Source organism: Methylobacterium sp. J-059 (genome assembly GCF_022829485.1).
In the GTDB taxonomy this organism is placed as follows: Bacteria; Pseudomonadota; Alphaproteobacteria; order Rhizobiales; family Beijerinckiaceae; genus Methylobacterium.
This window is the reverse complement of the sequence record NZ_JAKSYA010000095.1, coordinates 89,454-109,844: the sequence shown is the minus strand read 5'-3', so window position 1 is coordinate 109,844 and position 20,391 is coordinate 89,454. Positions and strand designations below refer to the sequence as shown.

General features: G+C 70.6%; 18 protein-coding genes and 2 tRNA genes. 14 read left to right on the top strand and 6 right to left on the bottom strand.

Annotated elements, in window-relative coordinates; all coding sequences use genetic code 11:
• Window positions 1–92: 92 nt before the first annotated feature.
• Together MKK55_RS10595 and MKK55_RS10590 are read left to right on the top strand one after the other, a co-directional pair.
• Window positions 93–698, top strand: coding sequence for a sulfite oxidase-like oxidoreductase (locus MKK55_RS10595; protein WP_243934622.1), 606 nt, complete (start codon window positions 93–95; stop codon window positions 696–698).
• Complete coding sequence (locus tag MKK55_RS10590; protein ID WP_243934621.1) at window positions 691–1,407, top strand: FAD-binding oxidoreductase; 717 nt, start codon at window positions 691–693, stop codon at window positions 1,405–1,407. The genes MKK55_RS10595 and MKK55_RS10590 overlap by 8 nt, the downstream gene beginning before the upstream one ends.
• A 451-nt stretch (window positions 1,408–1,858) precedes the next feature.
• Here MKK55_RS10590 and MKK55_RS10585 read toward each other — a convergent pair whose 3' ends face one another.
• Window positions 1,859–2,971: a calcium:proton antiporter gene (locus MKK55_RS10585; RefSeq protein WP_409566045.1), complete on the bottom strand. Its 1,113-nt coding sequence runs from the start codon at window positions 2,969–2,971 to the stop codon at window positions 1,859–1,861.
• Window positions 2,972–3,196: 225 nt separating this feature from the next.
• Between MKK55_RS10585 and MKK55_RS10580 the strand changes: the two genes are divergently transcribed.
• Complete coding sequence (locus MKK55_RS10580) at window positions 3,197–4,933, top strand: DEAD/DEAH box helicase (protein WP_243934618.1); 1,737 nt, start codon at window positions 3,197–3,199, stop codon at window positions 4,931–4,933.
• Window positions 4,934–4,968: 35 nt separating this feature from the next.
• Here the strand turns inward: MKK55_RS10580 and MKK55_RS10575 are convergent, their stop codons facing one another.
• Window positions 4,969–5,970 (bottom strand): hypothetical protein, encoded by a 1,002-nt coding sequence (locus tag MKK55_RS10575; protein WP_243934617.1) that lies wholly within the window; start codon window positions 5,968–5,970, stop codon window positions 4,969–4,971.
• 283 nt (window positions 5,971–6,253) lie between these two features.
• The gene (locus MKK55_RS10570) at window positions 6,254–7,150 is read right to left on the bottom strand and encodes a DUF6925 family protein (RefSeq protein WP_409566049.1); all 897 of its coding nucleotides are present in this window, start codon (window positions 7,148–7,150) and stop codon (window positions 6,254–6,256) included.
• A gap of 132 nt (window positions 7,151–7,282) precedes the next feature.
• Here MKK55_RS10570 and MKK55_RS10565 point away from each other — a divergent pair, with 132 nt between their 5' ends.
• The 3 genes from MKK55_RS10565 to MKK55_RS10555 are packed head-to-tail and all read left to right on the top strand — an operon-like array spanning window position 7,283 to window position 10,195.
• Window positions 7,283–8,746: an ATP-binding protein gene (locus MKK55_RS10565; RefSeq protein WP_409566044.1), complete on the top strand. Its 1,464-nt coding sequence runs from the start codon at window positions 7,283–7,285 to the stop codon at window positions 8,744–8,746.
• Between the two features lie 46 nt (window positions 8,747–8,792).
• A complete protein-coding gene (locus MKK55_RS10560) occupies window positions 8,793–9,467 on the top strand; it encodes a response regulator (protein WP_147726003.1) in 675 nt (224 codons plus the stop codon).
• A 47-nt stretch (window positions 9,468–9,514) separates the two neighbouring features.
• Entirely contained in the window at window positions 9,515–10,195 is a 681-nt protein-coding gene (locus tag MKK55_RS10555) for a TenA family protein (protein ID WP_243934615.1), read from the top strand.
• Between the two features lie 140 nt (window positions 10,196–10,335).
• On the opposite strand, the gene MKK55_RS10550 is transcribed toward MKK55_RS10555, so the two are convergent.
• Window positions 10,336–10,409 (bottom strand) — tRNA-Gly (locus MKK55_RS10550).
• Window positions 10,410–10,698: 289 nt separating this feature from the next.
• Between MKK55_RS10550 and MKK55_RS10545 the strand changes: the two genes are divergently transcribed.
• The 3 genes from MKK55_RS10545 to MKK55_RS10535 all read left to right on the top strand — a co-directional run bounded on the left by MKK55_RS10545 (window position 10,699) and on the right by MKK55_RS10535 (window position 11,718).
• Complete coding sequence (locus tag MKK55_RS10545; RefSeq protein ID WP_147726001.1) at window positions 10,699–11,352, top strand: Maf-like protein; 654 nt, start codon at window positions 10,699–10,701, stop codon at window positions 11,350–11,352.
• On the top strand, window positions 11,349–11,543 hold the full coding sequence (gene yacG / locus MKK55_RS10540) for a DNA gyrase inhibitor YacG (RefSeq protein WP_243934614.1): 195 nt from the start codon (window positions 11,349–11,351) through the stop codon (window positions 11,541–11,543). The genes MKK55_RS10545 and yacG overlap by 4 nt, the downstream gene beginning before the upstream one ends.
• Window positions 11,544–11,642: 99 nt before the next feature.
• Window positions 11,643–11,718 (top strand) — tRNA-Phe (locus tag MKK55_RS10535).
• Window positions 11,719–11,790: 72 nt separating this feature from the next.
• Here MKK55_RS10535 and mobA read toward each other — a convergent pair.
• Window positions 11,791–12,417, bottom strand: coding sequence for a molybdenum cofactor guanylyltransferase MobA (gene mobA, locus MKK55_RS10530; protein ID WP_243934613.1), 627 nt, complete (start codon window positions 12,415–12,417; stop codon window positions 11,791–11,793).
• Between the two features lie 8 nt (window positions 12,418–12,425).
• Window positions 12,426–13,565, bottom strand: coding sequence for an Mrp/NBP35 family ATP-binding protein (locus MKK55_RS10525; RefSeq protein ID WP_147725998.1), 1,140 nt, complete (start codon window positions 13,563–13,565; stop codon window positions 12,426–12,428).
• Between the two features lie 224 nt (window positions 13,566–13,789).
• On the opposite strand from MKK55_RS10525, the gene MKK55_RS10520 reads away from it, so the two are divergent.
• The 5 genes from MKK55_RS10520 (at window position 13,790) to hisN (ending at window position 20,319) form a co-directional block, all read left to right on the top strand.
• The gene (locus MKK55_RS10520; protein WP_147858809.1) at window positions 13,790–14,293 is read left to right on the top strand and encodes a pyridoxamine 5'-phosphate oxidase family protein; all 504 of its coding nucleotides are present in this window, start codon (window positions 13,790–13,792) and stop codon (window positions 14,291–14,293) included.
• A 153-nt stretch (window positions 14,294–14,446) separates the two neighbouring features.
• Entirely contained in the window at window positions 14,447–15,742 is a 1,296-nt protein-coding gene (locus MKK55_RS10515; protein WP_147841061.1) for a nicotinate phosphoribosyltransferase, read from the top strand.
• Window positions 15,743–15,920: 178 nt separating this feature from the next.
• Window positions 15,921–17,378: an MmgE/PrpD family protein gene (locus MKK55_RS10510; RefSeq protein WP_243934611.1), complete on the top strand. Its 1,458-nt coding sequence runs from the start codon at window positions 15,921–15,923 to the stop codon at window positions 17,376–17,378.
• 123 nt (window positions 17,379–17,501) lie between these two features.
• Window positions 17,502–19,472 carry an AI-2E family transporter gene (locus MKK55_RS10505; RefSeq protein ID WP_243934609.1) on the top strand — a complete coding sequence of 657 codons (1,971 nt, stop codon included), beginning with the start codon at window positions 17,502–17,504 and terminating at the stop codon, window positions 19,470–19,472.
• A 58-nt stretch (window positions 19,473–19,530) separates the two neighbouring features.
• Window positions 19,531–20,319: a histidinol-phosphatase gene (gene hisN, locus MKK55_RS10500; RefSeq protein WP_243934607.1), complete on the top strand. Its 789-nt coding sequence runs from the start codon at window positions 19,531–19,533 to the stop codon at window positions 20,317–20,319.
• Window positions 20,320–20,391 lie beyond the last annotated feature (72 nt).

Genomic DNA, 20,391 nt, shown 5'->3' with positions numbered 1-20,391 from the left:
CGTAGCGCCGCCGTCGCGTTCGCTGAAGCCGGTGCTTGACGGCGCCGGCCATTCCGGCTGCAACCGGCGCAAGCAGCATCGGAGCGATACGAATGGCGACACGAGGCTTCGTCGGCCGGCGCAGTCCGGAAGAGACGCAGAAGCGGCTGCCACCCGGGCAGCATCGCGTCGAGGATTTCCCGATCCTCCAGATCGGGCCGAACCCGGTGATCGATCTCGCCACCTGGCGCTTCACGCTGCGGGACGGCGCGAAGCCGCTGAAATCCTGGGACTGGGACGCGTTCCAGGGGCTGCCGCGGACCACGTGGCAGGGCGACATCCACTGCGTCACCAAGTGGTCGAAGTTCGACACCGGCTGGGAGGGCGTGAGCTTCGACGACCTCCTCGCCGATGCCGGCATCGCGGCCCCGACCGATTTCCTGCTTGCCGAGGGCTACGACGACTATTCGACCAACGTTCCCGTCGCCGACCTCGTCGGCGGCCGCGCGATGATCGCGACGCATTACGAGGGCGCGCCGATCGAGCCGGATCATGGCGGCCCGGCACGTCTGCTCGTGCCGCACCTCTACCTGTGGAAGAGCGCGAAGTGGGTGAAGGGCCTGCGCTTCACCAAGAAGGACGAGGCCGGCTTCTGGGAGATGCGCGGCTACCACATGTACGGCGACCCGTGGCGCGAGCAGCGCTACACCGGTGACTGAGGCCCCCGATCTCCGCTGGCGCGAGGGCGTGATCACGGCGATCGCGCCGGTCACCGCGCGGGTGAAGAGCTTTCGCCTGCGCACCGGGATCGCCGACGCCTACCGGCCGGGCCAGCACGTCGACGTGCGCCTCACCGCCGAGGATGGCTACCGGGCGCAGCGCAGCTACTCGATCGCCTCGGCGCCGGACGGCTCGGGGACGATCGAGCTGATGATCGAGGGGCTGGAGGGCGGCGAGGTCTCGAGCTTCTTCCACGAGATCGCCGAGGTCGGCGACGCGATCGAGTTGCGCGGGCCGATCGGCGGCTCGTTTTCCTGGGGGCCGGCCGATGGCGGGCCGCTGCTGCTCGTCGGCGGCGGCTCCGGCGTGGTGCCGCTGCTCGCCATGCTGCGCCACCGCGCGGTCGCCGCGCCCGAGATCCCGGCGCTGCTGCTCTATTCGGCCCGGACGCGGAGCGACGCCGTCGCGCTCGCCGAGATCGAGGCGCGTGCCGGCGCCGAGCCGGGCCTGTCGCTGACATTCACCGCGACGCGTGAAGGCGGACGCCGGATCGACGCGGCGATGGTCGCCGAAGCCCTCGACAGGCTCGGCCAGCCGGCCCGGGTCTTCGTCTGCGGCGCCACGCCGTTCGTCCGCACGGCCGCGACGCTGCTTGTCGAGGCGGGCGTTGCGCCGGGCCTGATCCGCACGGAGCGGTTCGGCGGCTAGGGTCTTTTGCGCAGTGGCGGCCGGTGCGCGCGAGACGGATGCGACCTCGCGATGCTCCGGGATTCAGGAGCGGACGATCTGGCTGCGCCGCTTGATGTCGGGGCTCGATGCGCCGCAGGTCGGCAGGCTCTCCACCGGGCCGTGCACCGCCGAGGTCGTGGTAGCACACGCAGCCCTCGGCGAAGTAGTGGTGCACCGGCGCCTTGCGCGACCGGCTCACGTCGTTGCGCGGCGAGCCGCCGTCCGACGTGCAATCCGACATCCGATTCGGGCTATGCTGAGGCCGTCGGCCGACAGATATCGTCCGTTGTCGCCCCGGGAAAGCGGCTTGGAGGAACGGCAATCCTGCCTTCATCGGTCGATCGACGAAGTCGGGACGCCGGACGCCCCGGCTGCGATCCGTCGGCACGATCCCATCGCCCCGCGCGACGACATGGTCGGGACGGGAGGTTCAGGGACTGAAGATCAGGACGAGATAAACGAAGAACACGATCAGGTGCACCGCGCCCTCGAGCACCGTGGTGCGCAGGCCCGAGAAGGTCAGCGTGCTCAGGATCAGGGTCACGGCGAGCAGGGTCATCTCCGTCGGCTTGAGACCGAGGACCACGGTCTGCCCGGTGATCAGGCCGACCGCGAGCACGGCCGGCACGGTCAGGCCGATGGTCGAGGTCGCGGCGCCGAGGCAGAGATTGATCGCGCGCTGCAACTCGTTGCGGGCGATCGCCTTCAATGCCGAGATCGCCTCGGGCGTGAACACGATCGCCGCGATCAGCACGCCCGAGAGGGCGGACGGGGCGCCGAGGGCGGCGATGCCGTGGTCGAGGATGGTCGCGAGGCTCTTCGACAGGAGCACGATCGGCAGGATGTTGGCGATCAAAAGGATCGTGTGCCGGATGATGCTCCCGGCGGATGCCGTTTCGCCCTCGGGCCCCTCGCGTTCCGCTCCGGCGGCTCGGCCCCGCGCCGCGTGGCCCTCCTCCTGGAAGAAATCGCTATGCCGCCCGGTCTGGATCAGCAGGAACACCCCGTAGAGCGCGAGGGTGAAGCCCGAGAAGGTCACCGCCTGAAGCGTCGTCAGGGTCCCGTCGCGGGTGGAGGTGGTGAAGTTCGGGATGATCAGCGCAAGGGTCGAGAGCGGGATGATCACCGACAGGAAGGCCGACGCCCCTTGCAGGTTGTAGCTTTGCTGGTGATGCCTGAGCCCGCCGACCAGCAGGCCGAGCCCGACGACGCCGTTCAGCACGATCATCAGCACCGCAAACATCGTGTCGCGCCCGAGAGTCGGCGCATCCTTGGCACCGAGCATCACCGCGGAGACCAGGGCCACCTCGATCACGACGATGGAGAGCGTGAGCACCAGAGTGCCGAGCGGCTCGCCGAGCAGGTCGGCGAGCTCCTCCGCCTCGTGCACCACGCCGAAGGCGCACCAGAAGATCGCGACGAGCAGCCAGGCGAACAGGGCCAGGGCCCAAAGCGGGCGGTCGAGGTCGCCGAGCCAGTCCTTGCCGAACCATGCGAAGGCGCCGACCGTCGCCCACGCCACCGCCAACCGCGCCATGCCCATCTACCGTCCGATCCGCCCGGATGCCCCACGCACCCGAAAGACCTTTAGGCGATCGGGAAGGCTTGCGTACACGCAACCGCCCCATGCGGGCCGGGACGTGGCGGAACCGCCGCGAAGGCGCTAGAGGATAGGGCTTCGCAACCCGAGTCGAGACCGGTGAGCCTGACAGAGAACCGCGCCCTGCGCCGGTTCCGACGGGACGGACGGTCGTGAAAGCCCCGCACCGTGCCGTTTCCGACCCTTCCCGCCCCGTTCGCGCGGGCGCTCGCCGACCATGACTACGCCGAACCCACACCGGTGCAGAGCGCCGTCCTCGAAGCGGCCGCCGACGGCAGAGACCTCCTGGTCTCGGCCCAGACCGGTTCGGGCAAGACCGTCGCCTACGGCCTCGCCATGGCCGGCCTGCTGCTCGACGGTGCCGAGATGCTGGCACCGGCCGGTGCCCCGCTGGCGCTGGTCATCGCGCCGACGCGCGAGCTGGCGCTGCAGGTTCAGCGCGAGCTGATGTGGCTCTACGGCCCGGCCGGCGGCCGCGTCACGGCCTGCGTCGGCGGCATGGACCCGCGCCGCGAGGCGCGCGCGCTCAACGAGGGCACGCACATCGTCGTCGGCACGCCCGGGCGCCTGCGCGACCACCTCGAGCGCCGCACCCTCCTTACCGACCAGATGAGGGCCGTCGTGCTCGACGAGGCCGACGAGATGCTCGACCTCGGATTCCGCGAGGACATCGAGTTCATCCTCTCGGCGACGCCGAACGAGCGCAGCACCTTCCTGTTCTCGGCGACGCTGCCGAAGGCGATCGACAGCCTCGCCGCCCGCTACCAGCGCGACGCGCTGCGCCTCGCGGTGAAGAGCGAGACCCGCGGTCACGCCGACATCGCCTACCGGGCGATCCGCGTGGTGCCGCGCGAGATCGAGCACGTCGTGCTCAACCTGCTGCGCGCCGCCGACGCGCCGACGGCGATCGTGTTCTGCAACACCCGCAACGCGGTGCGTCACCTCCAGGCGAGTCTGACCGAGCGCGGCTTCTCCACCGTGGCCCTGTCGGGGGAACTCGGCCAGGGCGAGCGCAATGCCGCGCTCCAGGCGCTGCGCGACGGCCGCGCGAAGGTCTGCGTCGCGACCGACGTCGCCGCCCGCGGCATCGACCTGCCGGGCCTGTCGCTCGTTATCCACGCCGACCTGCCGCACGACGCCGAGGTGCTGCAGCACCGCAGCGGCCGCACGGGACGCGCCGGCAAGAAGGGCACCAGCATCCTGCTGGTGCCGAACGCCCGCCGTCGCCGGGCCGAGCAGATGTTCCAGCTCGCCAAGATCAGCCCCGAATGGGGCGGTCCCCCGTCGGCCGACGAGATCCGGCGCCTCGACGGCGAACGCATGCTGGAAGACCCGCTGTTCACCGAGGCGCCCGGCGAGGAGGATCTCGCCCTCGCCGAGACGCTGGTCACCGGCCGCACCCCGCTCGAGCTCGCCGCCGCCCTCGCCCGCGTCTACCGCACCCGCTTGCCGGCGCCGGAGGAGGTCACCGATCCGGGCGACCAGTCCGGCCGCGGCTCCGCGAGCCGGCCGCCCTACGATCCGATGGACCCCGAGCGCATCGCGGCGATGGGCCCGGCGGTGTGGTTCCGGCTCAACCTCGGCCGGCGCGACAACGCCGACCCGCGGCGCCTGCTGCCGATGCTGACCCGCCGCGGCGGGATCGACCGCCAGGAGATCGGCGCGATCCGCATCTTCGACCGCGAGACCAAGTTCGAGGTGCGCGGCAACGCCGCCTCGCGCTTCGCGCAGGCCTTCGCCCGCAACGGCTCGCCGGAGATTCAGGTCGAGGCCCTGGTCGGCGATGCCCCGGTCGCCGAGCGCAAGGGGCCGGCCGGCTTCAAGAGCCCGCGCGCGGCCAAGCACGAGCGCCACATCGGCAAGCCAGAGGCGGCGAAGCCTTACTCCCGCAAGCCGCGCGCCTAAGCGCGGCCGACGTTGCCTCGCAGCGACCCGACCGGTCAGAACCGGTCGGGAATGCCCTTCACCGCATCGCCGAGCGCCTCGACGCTTTCGCGCAGCTTGCGCCCGGCCGGCGCCAGGGACGGCACCTTGATGCCGAACACCTCGGTGTCCTCGTCCTGCGCTTCCGCAGGCACCGCCTTGGCCTCGACCGCCGCGGGCTTGCGGGCGGCCGGCTTTTCCGCGACCGCCTTGCTCGCCGCTGGTGCCGCCGTGGCGGCGGGAGGCTTCGCGTGCGCCTCGATCCGCGGCTTCGCCTTCGAAGACTCGGGCTTCGCGGCCTCGCGCTTCGCCAGCTCAGGTTTGACCGCTTCGATCTTGGCCGCTTCGATCTTGGCCGTTTCGTCCACCGCCGATGCCGGACGGGTCGCGACCGCCTTCGGGGGCTCCGGCGGCAGGGCCGCGTAGGTCGCGGTCTCGGTCTTGGCGCGCACGGTCTCGGCCGCCAGCGGCGCGATGCCGGGCACGGTGCGGGCCGGCGCGACCAGGGTCGCCTGACGGGCCGGGCCGATCACCGGCACCTCGACGAGCGCCGGGACCGGTTTCGGCGCGGGTGCCGGCGTCGCGAGCTTGCTCGCGGCGACGGGCGGGTTCGGGGTGATGGCGGGCGTCGCCGGTGTCGGTGCGGCGTCGGTGGCGACGGAGCCCGCGCGCAGCATCGGATCGATCCGCGCTTCGACGACCGGGGGCTCAGCCGGCTCGGGCGGCAGGATCTCGCGGATCTTCGGGATCGACGAGGGGCTGCCCGTCGCCAGCGCCGGCAGCCCGTCCTTCAGGTCGGGCCAGTCGGCGGCCTGCCGGCTCGTCACGATCGGCTTGGCGCGCTGCGGTCCGGCGAGGCCTGAGAGGTAGGTGCTGGCCGCGGCGGCGAAGGCCCCGGTCCCGGCCACCCCGATCACGCCGAACAGCGCGATGCGGGCCCAGGGGCGTCGTGCGGCCGGGCGCGGCACCGTCTTCGGCGATTGCCGGGTCTCGGACGGGTCGAGGGCGAGTTCATTCATCGGGGGGCGATCATGGCAGGAGGTTGCATCGGGCACGCGAGGCGGATGCGACCGATCTCCCCATCACGGCCGCATCGCCTCCGAAGATGTTCCGCACGCGGAACTTGAGCTGGGATCAAGAACCGGCAATACGGCGCAACGATGTCGCCCCGCTTCGCGGCGCCGAGCCCCGGGCTTCGACCTGTCGCATCTTCTGTGGAGAAGTCGTTGTCGCGCCGAGGTCTTGCGTAGACGGTGTGTGCTTAAGAACTCGTATCGCCGGGCGTCCTGCCCCGGTCGAGGCTCAGGGCCAACCTGCGAGGTGCACGGCCTGCGCCCGTGCCACGCGCTCGACCGCGCGGGTCCATCGGCTCGCCGGCCGAACGGGCGACGATGCGCCGGCCGCGACGGCCGCCTTCAGCGTCACGCCGTCCCGATCGCCCCAGCGCGCGAGCAGAACCTGGAACGCGTCGTGCCGCGCACGCTCGAAGGGGATCGGCCGCAAAGCGGAATCACGACAGGGATGGGGCGGGTAGAGATGGCCCACCGGCACCAGGCCGGCCGGGATCGGCGCCGTGGCCACGTGGGTGCGGCGGCGGCACAGGATCTTCGGCACGACGTAGGCCCGCGGCCCGAACGGATCGCCGGCGCCGGACGACACCTCGATCCGCCCGAGCGGTCCTACGACGACCAAGTCTGCCTCGCCGCCCAACGCCTCCGGCCGGATCGCGCCATCGAAATCCGGCGGTGCGGCGCCGAGATGCGCGCGGAGCCGCGCGAGCGGTCCCGGCCGATCGGTCCTGACCCGGACGGAGACCTGCGCCGAGCCGAGACCCAGATCGAAGCTCACGGCCGCCCGCCGAGCCGGATCGAGCGCTTCGCGATCGGGGCCGAGCTCGGTGAACCGCGAGCAGGCGACGGCGCCGAATTCCAGAGCCGGCAGGCACAGCGCGACCGCGTGGCTCCATCCGTCGCCCACCGGCATCTCGTAGGCGATCGGTCGCACCGCATCCGTCAGCGTCAGCGCGATGCCGCCCCTGGCGGTTCGAAGGCCAATCCGGTCCTCCCCAAGGATCCGGAACGGTTCGTCCGGCCGCCGGCGGAACTCGGCGGCCGCCCCGAACGCGCCGAGGTTCCACGCGCTCGCGGGATCGGCGAGCGCGGCGCAGAGGATGTCGCGATCGGTCGCGTCGAGGGCCATGGCGGGCACGGCTACGCCGGTCGTCGCGGAGGCTCAAGCGCCGTCTGCAACCGAAGGCTGCGATGTGGACCGCATGCCGAGCGCGCCTGCGCGGCATGGACTTCGCCGCGCGTCGCCGCCACCCTGCGCGGCGTGAGCGCCAGACCGATCTCCCTCTCGACACCGCCGGACGACGCGCCCGGCACCGCCTCCCCTGTTCCACCGCAGGCGATCCCGGCGGCCGGGTTCTGGAGCGGCTGGTCGACCCGCGCGCGGCTGATCGCCGTCGTCCTCGCCATCGACGTCGTCGCGGCCCTGGTCTCCTGCGGCGTCATCGTGATCAACGCGCGCACGGCGGTGAAGGTCGAGACGCAGGCATCGCTCTCCACCGTGGAATCGCTCGTTGCCGACACGATCCGCCTCCTCGACGCGGCCCCGTCCGAACGCCTGCTCCAGACCCTCGACCTGCGCTTCCAGATCCTGCGCCACGTCCGCGTCACGGTGCGCGACGCCGCCGGCGCGACGGTGGGCGCGCCGATCGGCCAGCCGCGTCAGGAGAAAACGGCGCCGGCTTGGTTCGCAGACCTGATCATGCCGAAGATCGAGCAGCACGAGCTGCCGATCGTCACCGCCGGCCGCACGATCGGCACGGCGCGGATCACCACGCAGCCGATGGATGAGATCGACGAGATCTGGGTCTATGCGCGCGCCCTGTCGCTGACGACGTTCTGCATCAACGCGGCGATGCTGGCAGCCCTCTACCTTGCGCTCGGGCGCGTGCTGGCGCCGCTGGGCCGCCTCGCCGACGGCCTGACGCAGCTCGAGCGGCACGACTACACCGCGCGGCTCGAAAACCCGGCGACCCACGAGTTCGCGGTGATCGCCACGCGCTTCAACCAGGTCGCGGAAGCGCTGAGTGCCGTCCGGGCCGCCAACGGCCGCCTGAAGCGGCAGCTGCTGACCGCGCAGGACGACGAGCGCCGCAGCACGGCACTGGAACTGCACGACGAGTTCGGCCCCTGCCTGTTCGCCCTGGAAGCCAACGCGGCTTCCGTGAAGCGGCTCGCGACCGGCACGGCCGAGCCCGACCGGGACAAGCTCCTGGCGCGCGCCTCCGAGATCGCGGCGATCGTCGGCCAGGTGCAGAGCCGCAACCGCGACCTGCTCAACCGTCTGCGTCCGCACGCGCTCGGCCAGGTTCCGCTCGCCGACTGCCTCGACCTGCTGTTGCGCGACTTCGCCCGCCGGCACCCCGAGACCCGATTCACCGGTCGGTTCCAAGGGCTCGCCCGCGGCTACGGCGATCTCGCCGACCTCACCGTGTTCCGTTGCATCCAGGAGAGCATGACCAACGCCGTGCGTCACGGCCACGCCGCGACGGTCACCGCCGAGGCGCGCGAGGGGAGCGGCTCGCTGGTCGTGTCGATTGCCGACGACGGCACCGGGTTCGCGCCCGATCACGGCACCGGCCTCGGGCTCTCGGGCATGCGCGAGCGCGTCGAAGCGCTGGACGGAACGTTTGTTCTTGACAAGCACCCCCCGGGCGCCGTTGTCCGCATTATCATTCCCGTGGATGCGCAAAGGGGCGACGATGCCGACCCGGTGCGATCCGCCTGAGCGGCCTCGCCATCCCGAGCGATCCCCCGATGAAGTTCCCGGCTCGATGAACGCCTTTGCCATGAAGCCCGTCGCCGTCGAGACCCGGATGCCGGTCCTCGTGATCGACGATCATCCGATCGTGCTCCAGGGCTGCCGCCGGGTGCTGGAGGATGCCGGCATCGAGACGGTGGCCGAGGCGACAACTGTGGTCGACGGCTACCGGGCGTTCCACCGCCTGCGCCCGCCGATCGTGATCTGCGACCTGACGTTCCAGGGCAGCGGCCTGGCCGGCCTCGGCCTGATCCGCCGCATGTGCGCGGTCGAGCCCAAGACCCGCATCCTCGTGTTCAGCATGCACAACGATCCGGTGATCGTGGCACGCGCGCTCGAGGCCGGCGCGCTCGGCTACGTGCTCAAGGACCACGCCTCGGCCGAGCTGTTCGAGGCCTTCGAGAAGGTCCGGGCGGGGCAGGTCTACCTCGACCGGCGCCTCGCCACCGAGGTCGCGATGCTGCGCACCGACGCCCGCCGCACCCCCGAATCCCAGCTGACGCCGCGCGAGCAGCAGATCCTCGCGCGCCTCGCGCAGGGCAAGTCCTACGGCGCGATCGCGACCGACCTGTCGGTGAGCTACAAGACCGTGACCAACGCCTGCTCGCAGATGCGCCAGAAGCTCGGCGTGCGGACGCTGGCCGAGCTGATCCACGTCGCCGTCACCGAAGCCCAGCGTCAGGGTTGACCGATCCGGCGGCGGCCGCGCCGCGCGACACGACGAGAGGCCGAACCATGGGCGATGCGGAAACCGACACGTTCTCGCAAGCCGCGTGGGCGCGCAACGCCGCGCTCTACGAGACCATCCGTACGATGCCGTTCAACGCCGAGCTCGCGGCCGGCACGCTCGGCCGGTCGCGCTTCACGCATTACATCGTCCAGGACGCTCATTACCTCATCGGCTTCGGCCGCGCCCTGAGTCTCGCCGCCGCCAAGGCGCCGGAGCCCGACGGCATCGTCCTGTTCGCCAAGGCGGTGGAAGAGGCGATCGTCGTCGAGCGCGCGCTCCACGGCGGCTTCTTCCGCGACTACGGCATCGGCGCGGAGGCCTTCGCAGCGACGCCGCTGACGCCGGCCTGCGATCACTACGTCGCGTATCTCATGGCGACGGCCTACGCCGAGCCGTTCGAGGTGCTGCTCGGGGCGCTGCTGCCGTGCTTCTGGATTTACGCCGAGGTCGGGCGGGACATCCTGGCGCGCGAGAGCGCCGGCAATCCCTATCGCGCCTGGATCGACACCTATTCCGGAACGGATTTCCAGGACGCCGTCGCCCGGATGATCGCGGCGACGGACGAAGCCGCCCGCGGGGCATCGTCCACCGTTCGCAAGCGGATGCACAAGGCCTTCACCCACGCGACTAGGCTCGAATGGATGTTCTGGGACAGCGCCTACCGCAAAGCCGCCTGGCCGGTGTGACGGCAGGTCTCGTGCGGCCGATCCAGCGCTCTAAGCACCGGCATCGGTAAGGACCGTTTCGACCGGACCTGCGTGCGTCGCGCCTCCTCGAAGGGAGAGGGGGACACACCACCGATTCGAAAGGGGCGGAACGATCGGATTGGAGCGGGCGACGGGAATCGAACCCGTATATTCAGCTTGGGAAGCTGACGTTCTACCACTGAACTACGCCCGCGCCGGGCCGCGTTTCGGCAGCGCGGCTGGACCATAGCAGAGCCGCCGACGTTGTCCACGGGGTCGATGGTCCTGCGGTCATGGACGGTCTTCGCGACACATCTTCTTCGCGCTGCAGCCCGGCACGCGATGCTCCGGCAGCGGCCACACGATCGCCGCGCGCACACCATCGCCGCCGTATCCGTTCCCATGGCGACGCCGTTCCACTATCACCCGTCGGACCTGCACCCACGATGCGTGCGGCGTCCACCTCCGGTGGGCGGCGCCGGCCGAGGACCGATCCGAGATCCATGGACGCCCCTTCCCCCCTGGCCGCGCCCGCGGACAATCCCGCGCGGCTGATCCTCGCTTCGGCCTCGCCGCGCCGGCTCGCGCTCCTGCAGCAGATCGGCATCGAGCCGGACGCTTTGCTTCCCGCCGACGTCGACGAGACGCCGCTGAAGTCCGAATCGCCACGCGAGCTCGCCCGGCGGCTCGCGCGGCTGAAGCTCTCCGCGGCGCAAGGGGCGCTCCACCTCCACGAGCACGGCGGGAAGAGCTGGGTGCTGGCGGCCGACACCGTGGTCGCGGTCGGCCGCCGCGTGCTGCCCAAGGCCGAGGTGCCCGACGAGGCCGCCGACTGCCTGCGCCTGCTTTCCGGGCGGCAGCACCGCGTGTTCACGGCGATCTGCCTGCTCTCGCCGAAGGGCGCGCGGCGCGAGCGCATCGTCGAGAGCCGGGTGCGGTTCAAGCGCCTGTCCCAGCGCGAGATGAGCAGCTACCTCGCCTCGGGCGAATGGCGCGGCAAGGCCGGCGGCTACGCGATCCAGGGGCTGGCCGGCGCCTTCGTCGTCAAGCTCGTCGGCTCGCACTCGGCCGTCGTCGGCCTGCCGCTCTACGAGACGATGGCGCTCCTCGACGGCGAGGGATTCCCAGTGCGGGCCGGCTGGGGCGCGATGGCATGACGACGGTCGCGAAGCTGCCCCCCTGCCCGATCTGCGGCAGGCCGGCCGATCCGAAGCTGAAGCCGTTCTGCTCGGAGCGCTGCTCGGACATCGACCTCGGCCGCTGGCTCAGCGACCGCTACGTGATCCCGGCCGCCGATGACGAGGACGAGGACGCGTTGCCGGCCGCCCGGAAACCCGAGCACAAATAGCGGGAAAATCATCCGGCCGATGCGCCGGATCAGGCTGGACAGGCCCGGAGGCACTGACTATACCCCCGCCCTGTCGAGCCGCCACGCGGATCGGCGAAGGCCCAGGTAGCTCAGTTGGTAGAGCATGCGACTGAAAATCGCAGTGTCGGCGGTTCGACTCCGTCCCTGGGCACCATGCCTCCCCAGCGTCTGAACTGGATTCGCAGCCGCGGCTGCTGGACCCGTTCGTGCCTGCGCGGACGCCCTCTCAGGTGGCGCTCGATCCCTCGACGATCTCGGCCAGCCTCTCCGCCGTTTCAAGATCCTCCGGCGTGTTGACGTTGAGGAACGGGTCGATCGGCTCGATCGGCCAGCGCACCACCGCGGCGCCGTGACGGCCGATGAAGCCGCCGACGCGGCGCTCGCCGCGCTCGACGAGCGCGGCACGCAACTCTGCCCGCAGATGGATCGGCCAGAGCGCCACGGTGTAGTGCTCGCGATCGCCCGAGGCGGCGACCGGGATCGCAGCCGGCTCTCGGGCTGCGGCGAGGCGGGCGACGAGGTCGAGCGGCAGGAACGGCGCGTCGCAGGAGACGCTGACGACGGCGTCCACGTCGGCGTGGAACGCGGCCGCATGGTCCAGCCCGGCCAGGATGCCGGCGAGCGGGCCGGGATGGCCGGCGACGCCGTCGGGCAGGACCGGCCCCGGAAAGCCGGAGAACCGCGTCGGGTCGCCGTTGGCGCTGAGCATCAGCCCGGCCGGGCATTGCGGCGCCAGACGCCCGGTCACCCGCTCCAGCAGCGTCCGGCCGCCGAGGGTGCGCAGGACCTTGTCACCGCCGCCCATGCGGCGGGCGAGACCGCCGGCCAGGATCAGGCCCAGGACCGGCGCCATCGTCGTGCCTATTCGAAGACGATCTTGGGCGCCGCCCGGCCGGCCGGTGCCGCGGTCAGGTTGTCCCAGAGCTTGCGCGCGATCTCGCGGTAGACCTGGGCCTGCGGCCCGTCGGGGGCGACGGCGACGACCGGCTGGCCGGCATCGGACGATTCCCGGATCGTCATGTTCAGCGGCACCTCGCCGAGGAACGGCACGCCGAGGCGCTGCGCCTCGATCCGCGCGCCGCCATGGCCGAAGATGTGCGATTCGTGGTTGCAGTTCGGGCAGATGAAGGTCGCCATGTTCTCGATCACGCCGAGGATCGGCACCGCGACCTTCTTGAACATCGTCACGCCGCGCCGCGCGTCGATCAGCGCGAGGTCCTGCGGCGTCGAGACGATCACGGCGCCGGAGAGCGGTGTCGCCTGAGCCATGGTGAGCTGCGCGTCGCCGGTGCCCGGCGGCATGTCGACGATCAGCACGTCGAGCTCGCCCCAGAGCACGTCGCGCAGCATCTGCGTCAGCGCCGACTGCACCATCGGGCCGCGCCAGATCATCGCCGTCTCGGGCTCGATCAGGAAGCCGATCGACATCACCTTGAGGCCGTAGCCTTCCATCGGCTCCATGCTGCGGTTGTCGACCACCTTCGGCTTGCCGGACAGGCCGAACAGCTTCGGCACCGAGGGACCGTAGATGTCGGCATCGAGCAGGCCGACCTTCAGGCCCTGCGCCTTCAGGGCGAGGGCGAGGTTGCAGGCGGTGGTCGACTTGCCGACGCCGCCCTTGCCCGAGGCCACCGCCACGATGTGGCGGACTCCCGGCAGGGCCGGCCCCTGGCCGGGAGGCGCGCCGGGACGCGGCGGCGCGGCATTCACCGGAACCGGGGCGGCCTTGCTCTGCTCCGGCATGCCGGGGCCGCGCTCGGAGGTGAGGCTCGCGAACACGCCCGAGACGCCAGGCATCGACAGCACCTTGCCCTCGGCCGACCGGCGGATCGGCTCGAAGCGCGCTGCCTCGCTGGCGTCGATCAGGATCGAGAACATCACGCGGTTGGTCGGGTCGACGACCACCTGCGACAGGCGGCCGGACGCCGGAAGGGTGGTGCCGGCGGTATCGATGGTCACGCTTTGCAGTGCGCGCAGCACGTCGTCTCGGGTGATCGCCACGGTCGGCCTCCTTCGCCGCGTCCGGCGTCTTTGGATCTCGAAAGGGATGGTTCCGGCCCATGTAAACAGCCGTGCCGGAAACGCCAGCCGAAGCGGGCCTACCACCATGCGGCGCCTGTGCGCAGGCGATCGAACCAACCGATGCGTCATCCGTTGTGACACGACCGCCGGCGCGGGCGGCAGGGAGAGCCGGTGCGCCGTCACCATCTGGAGAGACCTACGCGATGCATCAGGGCAATCACCGCGACCACGAGGGCGCGAAGAAGCTGTTCGAGCTGGTCAAGGACGTCAAAGTGGCGATGATGACCACCGCCGACTCCGACGGCACGCTCAACAGCCGTCCGATGTGGAACAACGACATCGACGAGAACGGCGACCTGTGGTTCTTCACCAAGCTGCACACGCCCAAGACCGCCGAGATCGGCCGGGACAACCAGATCAACTTGTCGTACTCCGACCCGTCGAGCCAGACCTACGTCTCCATCGCCGGCAAGGCGGAGATCGTCAGCGACCAGGCGATCATCGACGCCAAGTGGACCGAGAGCCTGAAGACCTGGTTCCCGAACGGCAAGGACGACCCCGAGGTGGCGCTGCTCCGCATCCACCCCGAGCAGGGCGAGTACTGGGACAGCCCGAACAGCAAGATGCTGCACCTGTTCGGCTACGTGAAGGCCTCGCTCACCGGTGAGAGCCCGAAGACGGAGACCAAGAAGGTCGACCTCGCCTGATCGCGGCGGCCTGAGCCACCTTCGCGACGACAGGCGGCGTGCCCGGTGCGGCGCGCCGCCTTTTTCGTGCCCGCGCCGCCGCCTCCGTTGACACGGGCCCGCCGGTCATGCGCCCTCGGGGCTCCGTGACGCCCGCCCCGAGGTTCCAAAGACATGCTCGATCTCGCGCGGCGGGTGCACGACCACAATTTCGGCATCGACCCGATCGTGCGGTCGCTGCTCGACACCGACTTCTACAAGCTGCTGATGGCGCAGACGATCCTGCGCCGACACCGCGACGTGGCGGTGACCTTCGGCATCAACAACCGCACGACCCGCATCCGCATCGCCGACGAGGTCGACGCCGGCGCGCTGCGCGAGCAGCTCGATCACGCCCGCTCCCTGCGCCTGTCGCGTGGCGAGGCGACCTGGCTGCGCGGCAACGCCTTCTACGGGCGCCGCCGCATCCTGTCGGCCGATTTCATCGCCTGGTTCGAGGGGTTTAGGCTGCCCGAATACCAGCTCGAGGCGCGGGACGGGCAGTACGAGCTCACCTTCCACGGACCGTGGGTCGAGACCACGATGTGGGAGGTGCCGGCGCTCGCCATCCTGAACGAGCTGCGCTCGCGCGCCGTGCTGCGCGACCTCGGCAAGCTCGACCTGCAGGTGCTGTACGCGCGGGCGATGACGCGGGTCTGGGAGAAGATCGAGCGCCTGCGCAAGCTGCCCGACCTGTCGATCGCCGATTTCGGCACCCGTCGCCGACACGGCTTCCTGTGGCAGGACTGGTGCGTGCAGGCGATGGACGAGGGCTTGGGCTCCAAGCGCTTCCTCGGGACCTCGAACTGCCTGATCGCGCTCCGCCGCGAGGTCGAGGCGGTCGGCACCAACGCGCACGAGCTGCCGATGGTCTACGCGGCCCTGGCCGAGGACGATGCGGCGCTCGCCCGCGCGCCCTACGACGTGCTGCGCGACTGGCAGGAGGATTACGAGGGCAACCTTCTCGTCGTGCTGCCCGACACCTACGGCACCACCGGCTTCCTCGCCGGCGCGCCCGACTGGCTCGGCGACTGGACCGGCATCCGCATCGATTCGAAGGACCCGATCGAGGGCGGCGAGGAGGCGATCGCGTTTTGGCGCTCCCGCGGCGCCGACCCGCGCGAAAAGCTCGCGATTTTCTCCGACGGGCTCGACATCGACACGATCGAGCGGATCCACGCACATTTCTACGGGCGCCTGCGGATCGGTTACGGCTGGGGCACCCTGCTCACCAATGATTTTCGCGGGCTGGTGCCGGAGGGCCGGCTCGATCCGATCTCGATCGTCTGCAAGGTGACCCATGCCAACGGGCGCCCGACGGTGAAGATCTCCGACAACCCGACCAAGGCGCAGGGGCCGGCGGACGCCGTCGCGCGCTACAAGCGCGTGTTCGGCGTCGGCGCGCAGGATGCGATGGCGGTGGTGGTCTAAGCTGGCCGAGCGCGCCGGGCCCCGGCGCAGCTTCGATTGAAGTCGTGTCACAGACTGAAGATTGAAATTACGTGGTCTCCGTTCGTGGTGGGCGTGCGCTATGTCCCGCCCTGATACCGGCGCGTTGCCTTCCGAGGAGGCGCGCGAACCAAGCCGGAACAGCAGGGATGCGGACGCCATGTCACGGATTGATCGACGCGCGCTGATTGGAGCAGCGGGTCTGGCGCTCGCAGGCCCCACCCTCGGGGGTTCGGCACATGCCGCGGATGCTCCCGCACCGAAGCCAGCCGAGGCGAAGGACGTCACCCGCACGCTGGCGCGCTGGGTCGTGAACGCCCGGTTCGAGGATCTGCCCGAGGCGGTGCGCCGGGAGGCGACGCGAACCTTCCTGAACTGGGTCGGCGTCGCCATCGGCGGCTCGCATCACGAGACGCTGGACGTAGCGGTCTCCGCACTCGCACCGTTCTCGGGGCCGCCCCAGGCCGGCCTGTTCGGCCGCACCGAGCGCTTCGACATCATGAACGCGGCGTTCCTCAACGGCGTGTCGAGCCACATCTTCGATTACGACGACACCCACCTGAAGACCGTCATCCACCCGGCCGGCCCGGTCGCCTCGGCGATCCTCGCCTATGCCGAGATGCACCCGGTCTCGGGGCGCGACTTCCTCGACGCACTGGTGCTCGGAATCGAGACCGAGTGCCGGATCGGCAACGCGGTCTATCCCAACCACTACGACGTCGGCTGGCACATCACCGGCACCGCCGGCGTGTTCGGGGCGGCGGCCGCCGCCGGCAAGCTGATGGGCCTCACCGAGCAGCAGATGGTGTTCGCCCTGGGGCTGGCCGCCTCGCAGCCGGTGGGCTTACGCGAATCGTTCGGCTCGATGAACAAGAGCTTCAACCCCGGCCGCGCCGCCGCCAACGGCCTGTTCGCCGCGATCCTCGCGGCCAAGGGCTTCACCTCGTCGGACGGCATGATCGAGGCCAAGCGTGGCTGGGCCAACACCGTCTCGACCAAGCAGGATTATCGCGAGATCACCGAGGGGCTCGGCACGCGGTACGAGAGCCTGCTCAACACCTACAAGCCGTTCGCCTGCGGCATCGTCATGCATCCGGCGATCGATGCCGCGATCCAGCTTCGCAACGAGGAGCACCTGAAGCCCGAGCAGATCGCGCGCGTCGACCTGAAGGTGCATCCCCTCGTGCTCGAGCTTACCGGCAAGACCGCCCCGCAGGCGGGATTGGAAGGCAAGTTCAGCATCTACCACGCGGTCGCCGTCGCGCTGGTCGAAGGCGCGGCCGGCGAGAAGCAGTTCAGCGACCGCGCCGTTCGCGATCCCGTCGTCGTCGCGTTGCGCGACAAGGTCGTGCCGGTTGTCACGCCGGGGATCGCGGCGGCACAGGTCGACATGACCGTCACGCTCGCTGACGGGCGCACGCTGCACCGCCGCATCGAGCACGCGATTGGCAGCGTCGAGCGTCCGATGAGCGACGCCGCCCTGGAACGCAAGTTCACCGATCTCGCCGACGGCGTGCTGCCCGCGGCGCAGGCCCGCCGGGTGATGGGCCTGTGCTGGTCGCTCGATACGCTCAGGGATGTCGGCGACGTGATTCGCGCAGGGGTTGCGCAAGCCTGACGATCACGGGCCCGTGAAAACCCGCCGCAACGCGAGGGATCGTTTCGCGGCGCCGTGCCGTTCCCCGTTCGCACCGGCGAGAGCACGGGCGTTGCGGGCGTGAGCGTACGGTTCGGTGGCGGCATGGCGACGAAGACAGACGACCCTCCCATCCCGGTGCCGTCTCCCACCCGGATCGCCGCCGCCGAGACGCCGAAATCGGCGCTGGTCTCACCGGTCCTCGTCAGCGCGATCATCATCGCGGCGCTCTATGTCGGGCGCGAGATCTTCATCCCGATCGTCATCGCGGTTCTGTTGTCCTTCGTGCTCGGGCCGCTGGTCGCGCTCCTGCGCCGCTGGCACCTGCCCCGCGTCGTCGCGGTCGGCTCCGCGGTGGTGTTCACCCTCGGCATCGTCGCCGCCCTGGCGACGCTGATCGGCGTCCAGGTCGCGGGCCTCGTCGGCGACGCGCCGCGCTACCGCTCGACGATCGAGCGCAAGATCGAGGGCCTGCGCGACAGCCCGGTCGCGCATCTCACCGATTACGTCGCCAATATCGGCCGGGCGATTCACGATGCCGGCAACACCGAGAAGGCGCCGAAGCCCGAGGCGGAGGCGAAGCCCGGCCCCGAAACCAAGCCGGCGCGGCCGGCCTCGGAACCGGCCCCCGTCCTCGTCGAGATGCGCCAGACGCCGCCCGGCCCGCTGGAGACGGCGAGCACCCTGCTCTCCCCGGTGATGCAGCCGCTGGCCACCACCGGCATCGTCTTCGTCGTGCTGCTGTTCGTCCTGATGCAGCGCGAGGACCTGCGCGACCGGATGATCCGCCTCGCCGGATCGAGCGACCTGCACCGCACCACCGTCGCGATGGACGACGCCGCGCGGCGGCTCAGCCGCTACTTCGTGGTGCAGCTGGCGCTCAACACCGCCTTCGGGCTGGTGGTCGGCATCGGCCTCTACGTCATCGGCGTGCCCAACCCGGTGCTGTGGGGCATCGTCTCGGCGATGATGCGGTTCGTGCCGTATATCGGCGCCTTCCTCTCGGCCCTGCTGCCGCTCCTGCTGGCGGCGGCCGTCGATCCGGGCTGGGACATGGTGATCGCCACCGCGATCCTGTTCCTGGTGCTGGAGCCGCTGACGGGCCAGATCGTCGAGCCGATGCTCTACGGCCATTCCACCGGCCTCTCGCCGTTCGCGGTGCTGATCTCGGCGCTGTTCTGGACCTGGCTGTGGGGGCCCGTCGGGCTTCTGCTCTCGACGCCGCTGACGGTCTGCCTCGTCGTGCTGGGGCGGCACATCGACAAGCTCGAGTTCCTCGACGTGCTGTTCGGCAACCGGGCGGCCCTCACGCCGGTCGAGAACTTCTACCAGCGCATCCTCGCCGACGACCCGGAAGAGGCGCAGGAGCATGCTGAGCTGATCCTTCAGACCTGCTCGCTGTCGGCCTATTACGACGACGTGGTTCTGAAGGGCCTCGAGCTCGCCGCCCGCGACGCCGCCCGCGGCGTGCTGACCCTCGAGCAGAAGACCGACATCCGCGCCTCCGTCAGCGAGCTCGTCGACGCGCTCGCCGAGCGCGACGACCGGGTTCCGGCCGCGCCTGCGGCCGATGCCGACGACGGTGCCGAGGGGGATGCGAAGGCCGATCCCGAAGCGGCGCAGCCAAGCCGGGCGGCGATCCCGCCGGCGTGGTCTCGCGAGGGCGCGGTGCTGTGCGTCGCGGGGCGGGGCTTCATCGACACGCCGGCGGCCGCGATCCTCGCACAGCTCCTCGCCAAGCGCGGGCTCGGGACGCGGATCGTACCGTTCGGCGACGTGTCGCGCGCGAAGATCGCCGATTTCGACCCCGGCGAGGCGCAGATGACCTGCATCGTCTCCCTGGCGATCAGCGGAGAGCCGGGGCACCTGCGACGGCTCGTCGATCGCCTTCGGCGCCGGATGCCCGACGTCCCGATCGTCGTCGGGCTGTGGCAGGCGGACGACGATGCCGCCGGCCGCGGCAGCATCCCGGCGGCCGAGCACGTCTCGTCGCTCGGCAGCGCCGTCGACACGGTGCTGGCCCATGTGCACGCCGAGCCGGAGCCATCCCCCATGCCGGTGGCTGCGCAGGCTTGACGGAAACGGCCGAAACCCGCCTTCCTGCCGCGATGCAGGATCGAACGGGGAAAAGCCGATGAGCGTCGTCGAACTCGGCCGGTTCATGGACGATCTCGCCGACGCGTCGGGCCAGGCGATCCTGCCGTTCTTCCGTGCCCAGTATGCGCTGACCGACAAGGCGGCGGGCACGGCCGCGTTCGATCCCGTGACCGAGGCCGACCGCGCCGCCGAGCTGGTCCTGCGCAACATGATCCGCGGGCGGTTTCCCGCCCACGGCATCCTCGGTGAGGAGTTCGGCTCGGAGCGGCTCGACGCGGAATGCGTCTGGGTGCTCGATCCGATCGACGGCACCCGCGCCTTCATCACCGGCATCCCGACCTGGGGAACCCTGATCGGCCTGACCCGGAACGGGAGCGCCGTGCGCGGCCTGATGCACCAGCCCTATCTCGGCGAGCGCTTCACCGGCGATGGACGCACCGCACGCCTGCGAAGCTTGCGCGGCGAGCGCACGCTCCATACCCGCCGCTGCTCCGACATGTCGGCGGCGATGCTCGCCACCACCGATCCGCGGTTGTTCACGGACGGCGCGGAAGCCGATCGGTTCCGGGCCATCGAGGGTCGCGTGCGCATGTCGCGCTACGGCACCGACTGCTACGCCTATTGCATGCTGGCTTCGGGCCAGATCGACCTCGTCGTCGAGGCCGGCTTGAAGCCCTACGACATCGTCGCGCTGATCCCGATCGTCGAGGGTGCGGGCGGGGTCATCACCGCCTGGGACGGCGGTCCCGCGACCGGCGGCGGCCGCATCGTCGCCGCCGGCGATCCGCGCATGCACGCGGCGGCGCTGGCGATTCTCAACCCGTAACCGGTCGGCGCCCGAAACCGCATTGCGACCCGTCTCGACGAACTGAACCGTCCATGCGCCCCGGCCGTTCCT

What these genes read in the sequence shown, in the direction of transcription:
- MKK55_RS10595 (WP_243934622.1), top strand. Translation starts at nt 93, where the DNA reads ATGGCGACACGAGGCTTCGTCGGCCGGCGCAGTCCGGAAGAGACGCAG.
- MKK55_RS10585 (WP_409566045.1), bottom strand. Translation starts at nt 2,971, where the DNA reads ATGGGCATGGCGCGGTTGGCGGTGGCGTGGGCGACGGTCGGCGCCTTC.
- MKK55_RS10575 (WP_243934617.1), bottom strand. Translation starts at nt 5,970, where the DNA reads ATGAATGAACTCGCCCTCGACCCGTCCGAGACCCGGCAATCGCCGAAG.
- MKK55_RS10570 (WP_409566049.1), bottom strand. Translation starts at nt 7,150, where the DNA reads ATGGCCCTCGACGCGACCGATCGCGACATCCTCTGCGCCGCGCTCGCC.
- MKK55_RS10560 (WP_147726003.1), top strand. Translation starts at nt 8,793, where the DNA reads ATGAACGCCTTTGCCATGAAGCCCGTCGCCGTCGAGACCCGGATGCCG.
- MKK55_RS10555 (WP_243934615.1), top strand. Translation starts at nt 9,515, where the DNA reads ATGGGCGATGCGGAAACCGACACGTTCTCGCAAGCCGCGTGGGCGCGC.
- MKK55_RS10545 (WP_147726001.1), top strand. Translation starts at nt 10,699, where the DNA reads ATGGACGCCCCTTCCCCCCTGGCCGCGCCCGCGGACAATCCCGCGCGG.
- yacG (WP_243934614.1), top strand. Translation starts at nt 11,349, where the DNA reads ATGACGACGGTCGCGAAGCTGCCCCCCTGCCCGATCTGCGGCAGGCCG.
- mobA (WP_243934613.1), bottom strand. Translation starts at nt 12,417, where the DNA reads ATGGCGCCGGTCCTGGGCCTGATCCTGGCCGGCGGTCTCGCCCGCCGC.
- MKK55_RS10520 (WP_147858809.1), top strand. Translation starts at nt 13,790, where the DNA reads ATGCATCAGGGCAATCACCGCGACCACGAGGGCGCGAAGAAGCTGTTC.
- MKK55_RS10515 (WP_147841061.1), top strand. Translation starts at nt 14,447, where the DNA reads ATGCTCGATCTCGCGCGGCGGGTGCACGACCACAATTTCGGCATCGAC.
- MKK55_RS10510 (WP_243934611.1), top strand. Translation starts at nt 15,921, where the DNA reads ATGTCACGGATTGATCGACGCGCGCTGATTGGAGCAGCGGGTCTGGCG.
- MKK55_RS10505 (WP_243934609.1), top strand. Translation starts at nt 17,502, where the DNA reads ATGGCGACGAAGACAGACGACCCTCCCATCCCGGTGCCGTCTCCCACC.
- hisN (WP_243934607.1), top strand. Translation starts at nt 19,531, where the DNA reads ATGAGCGTCGTCGAACTCGGCCGGTTCATGGACGATCTCGCCGACGCG.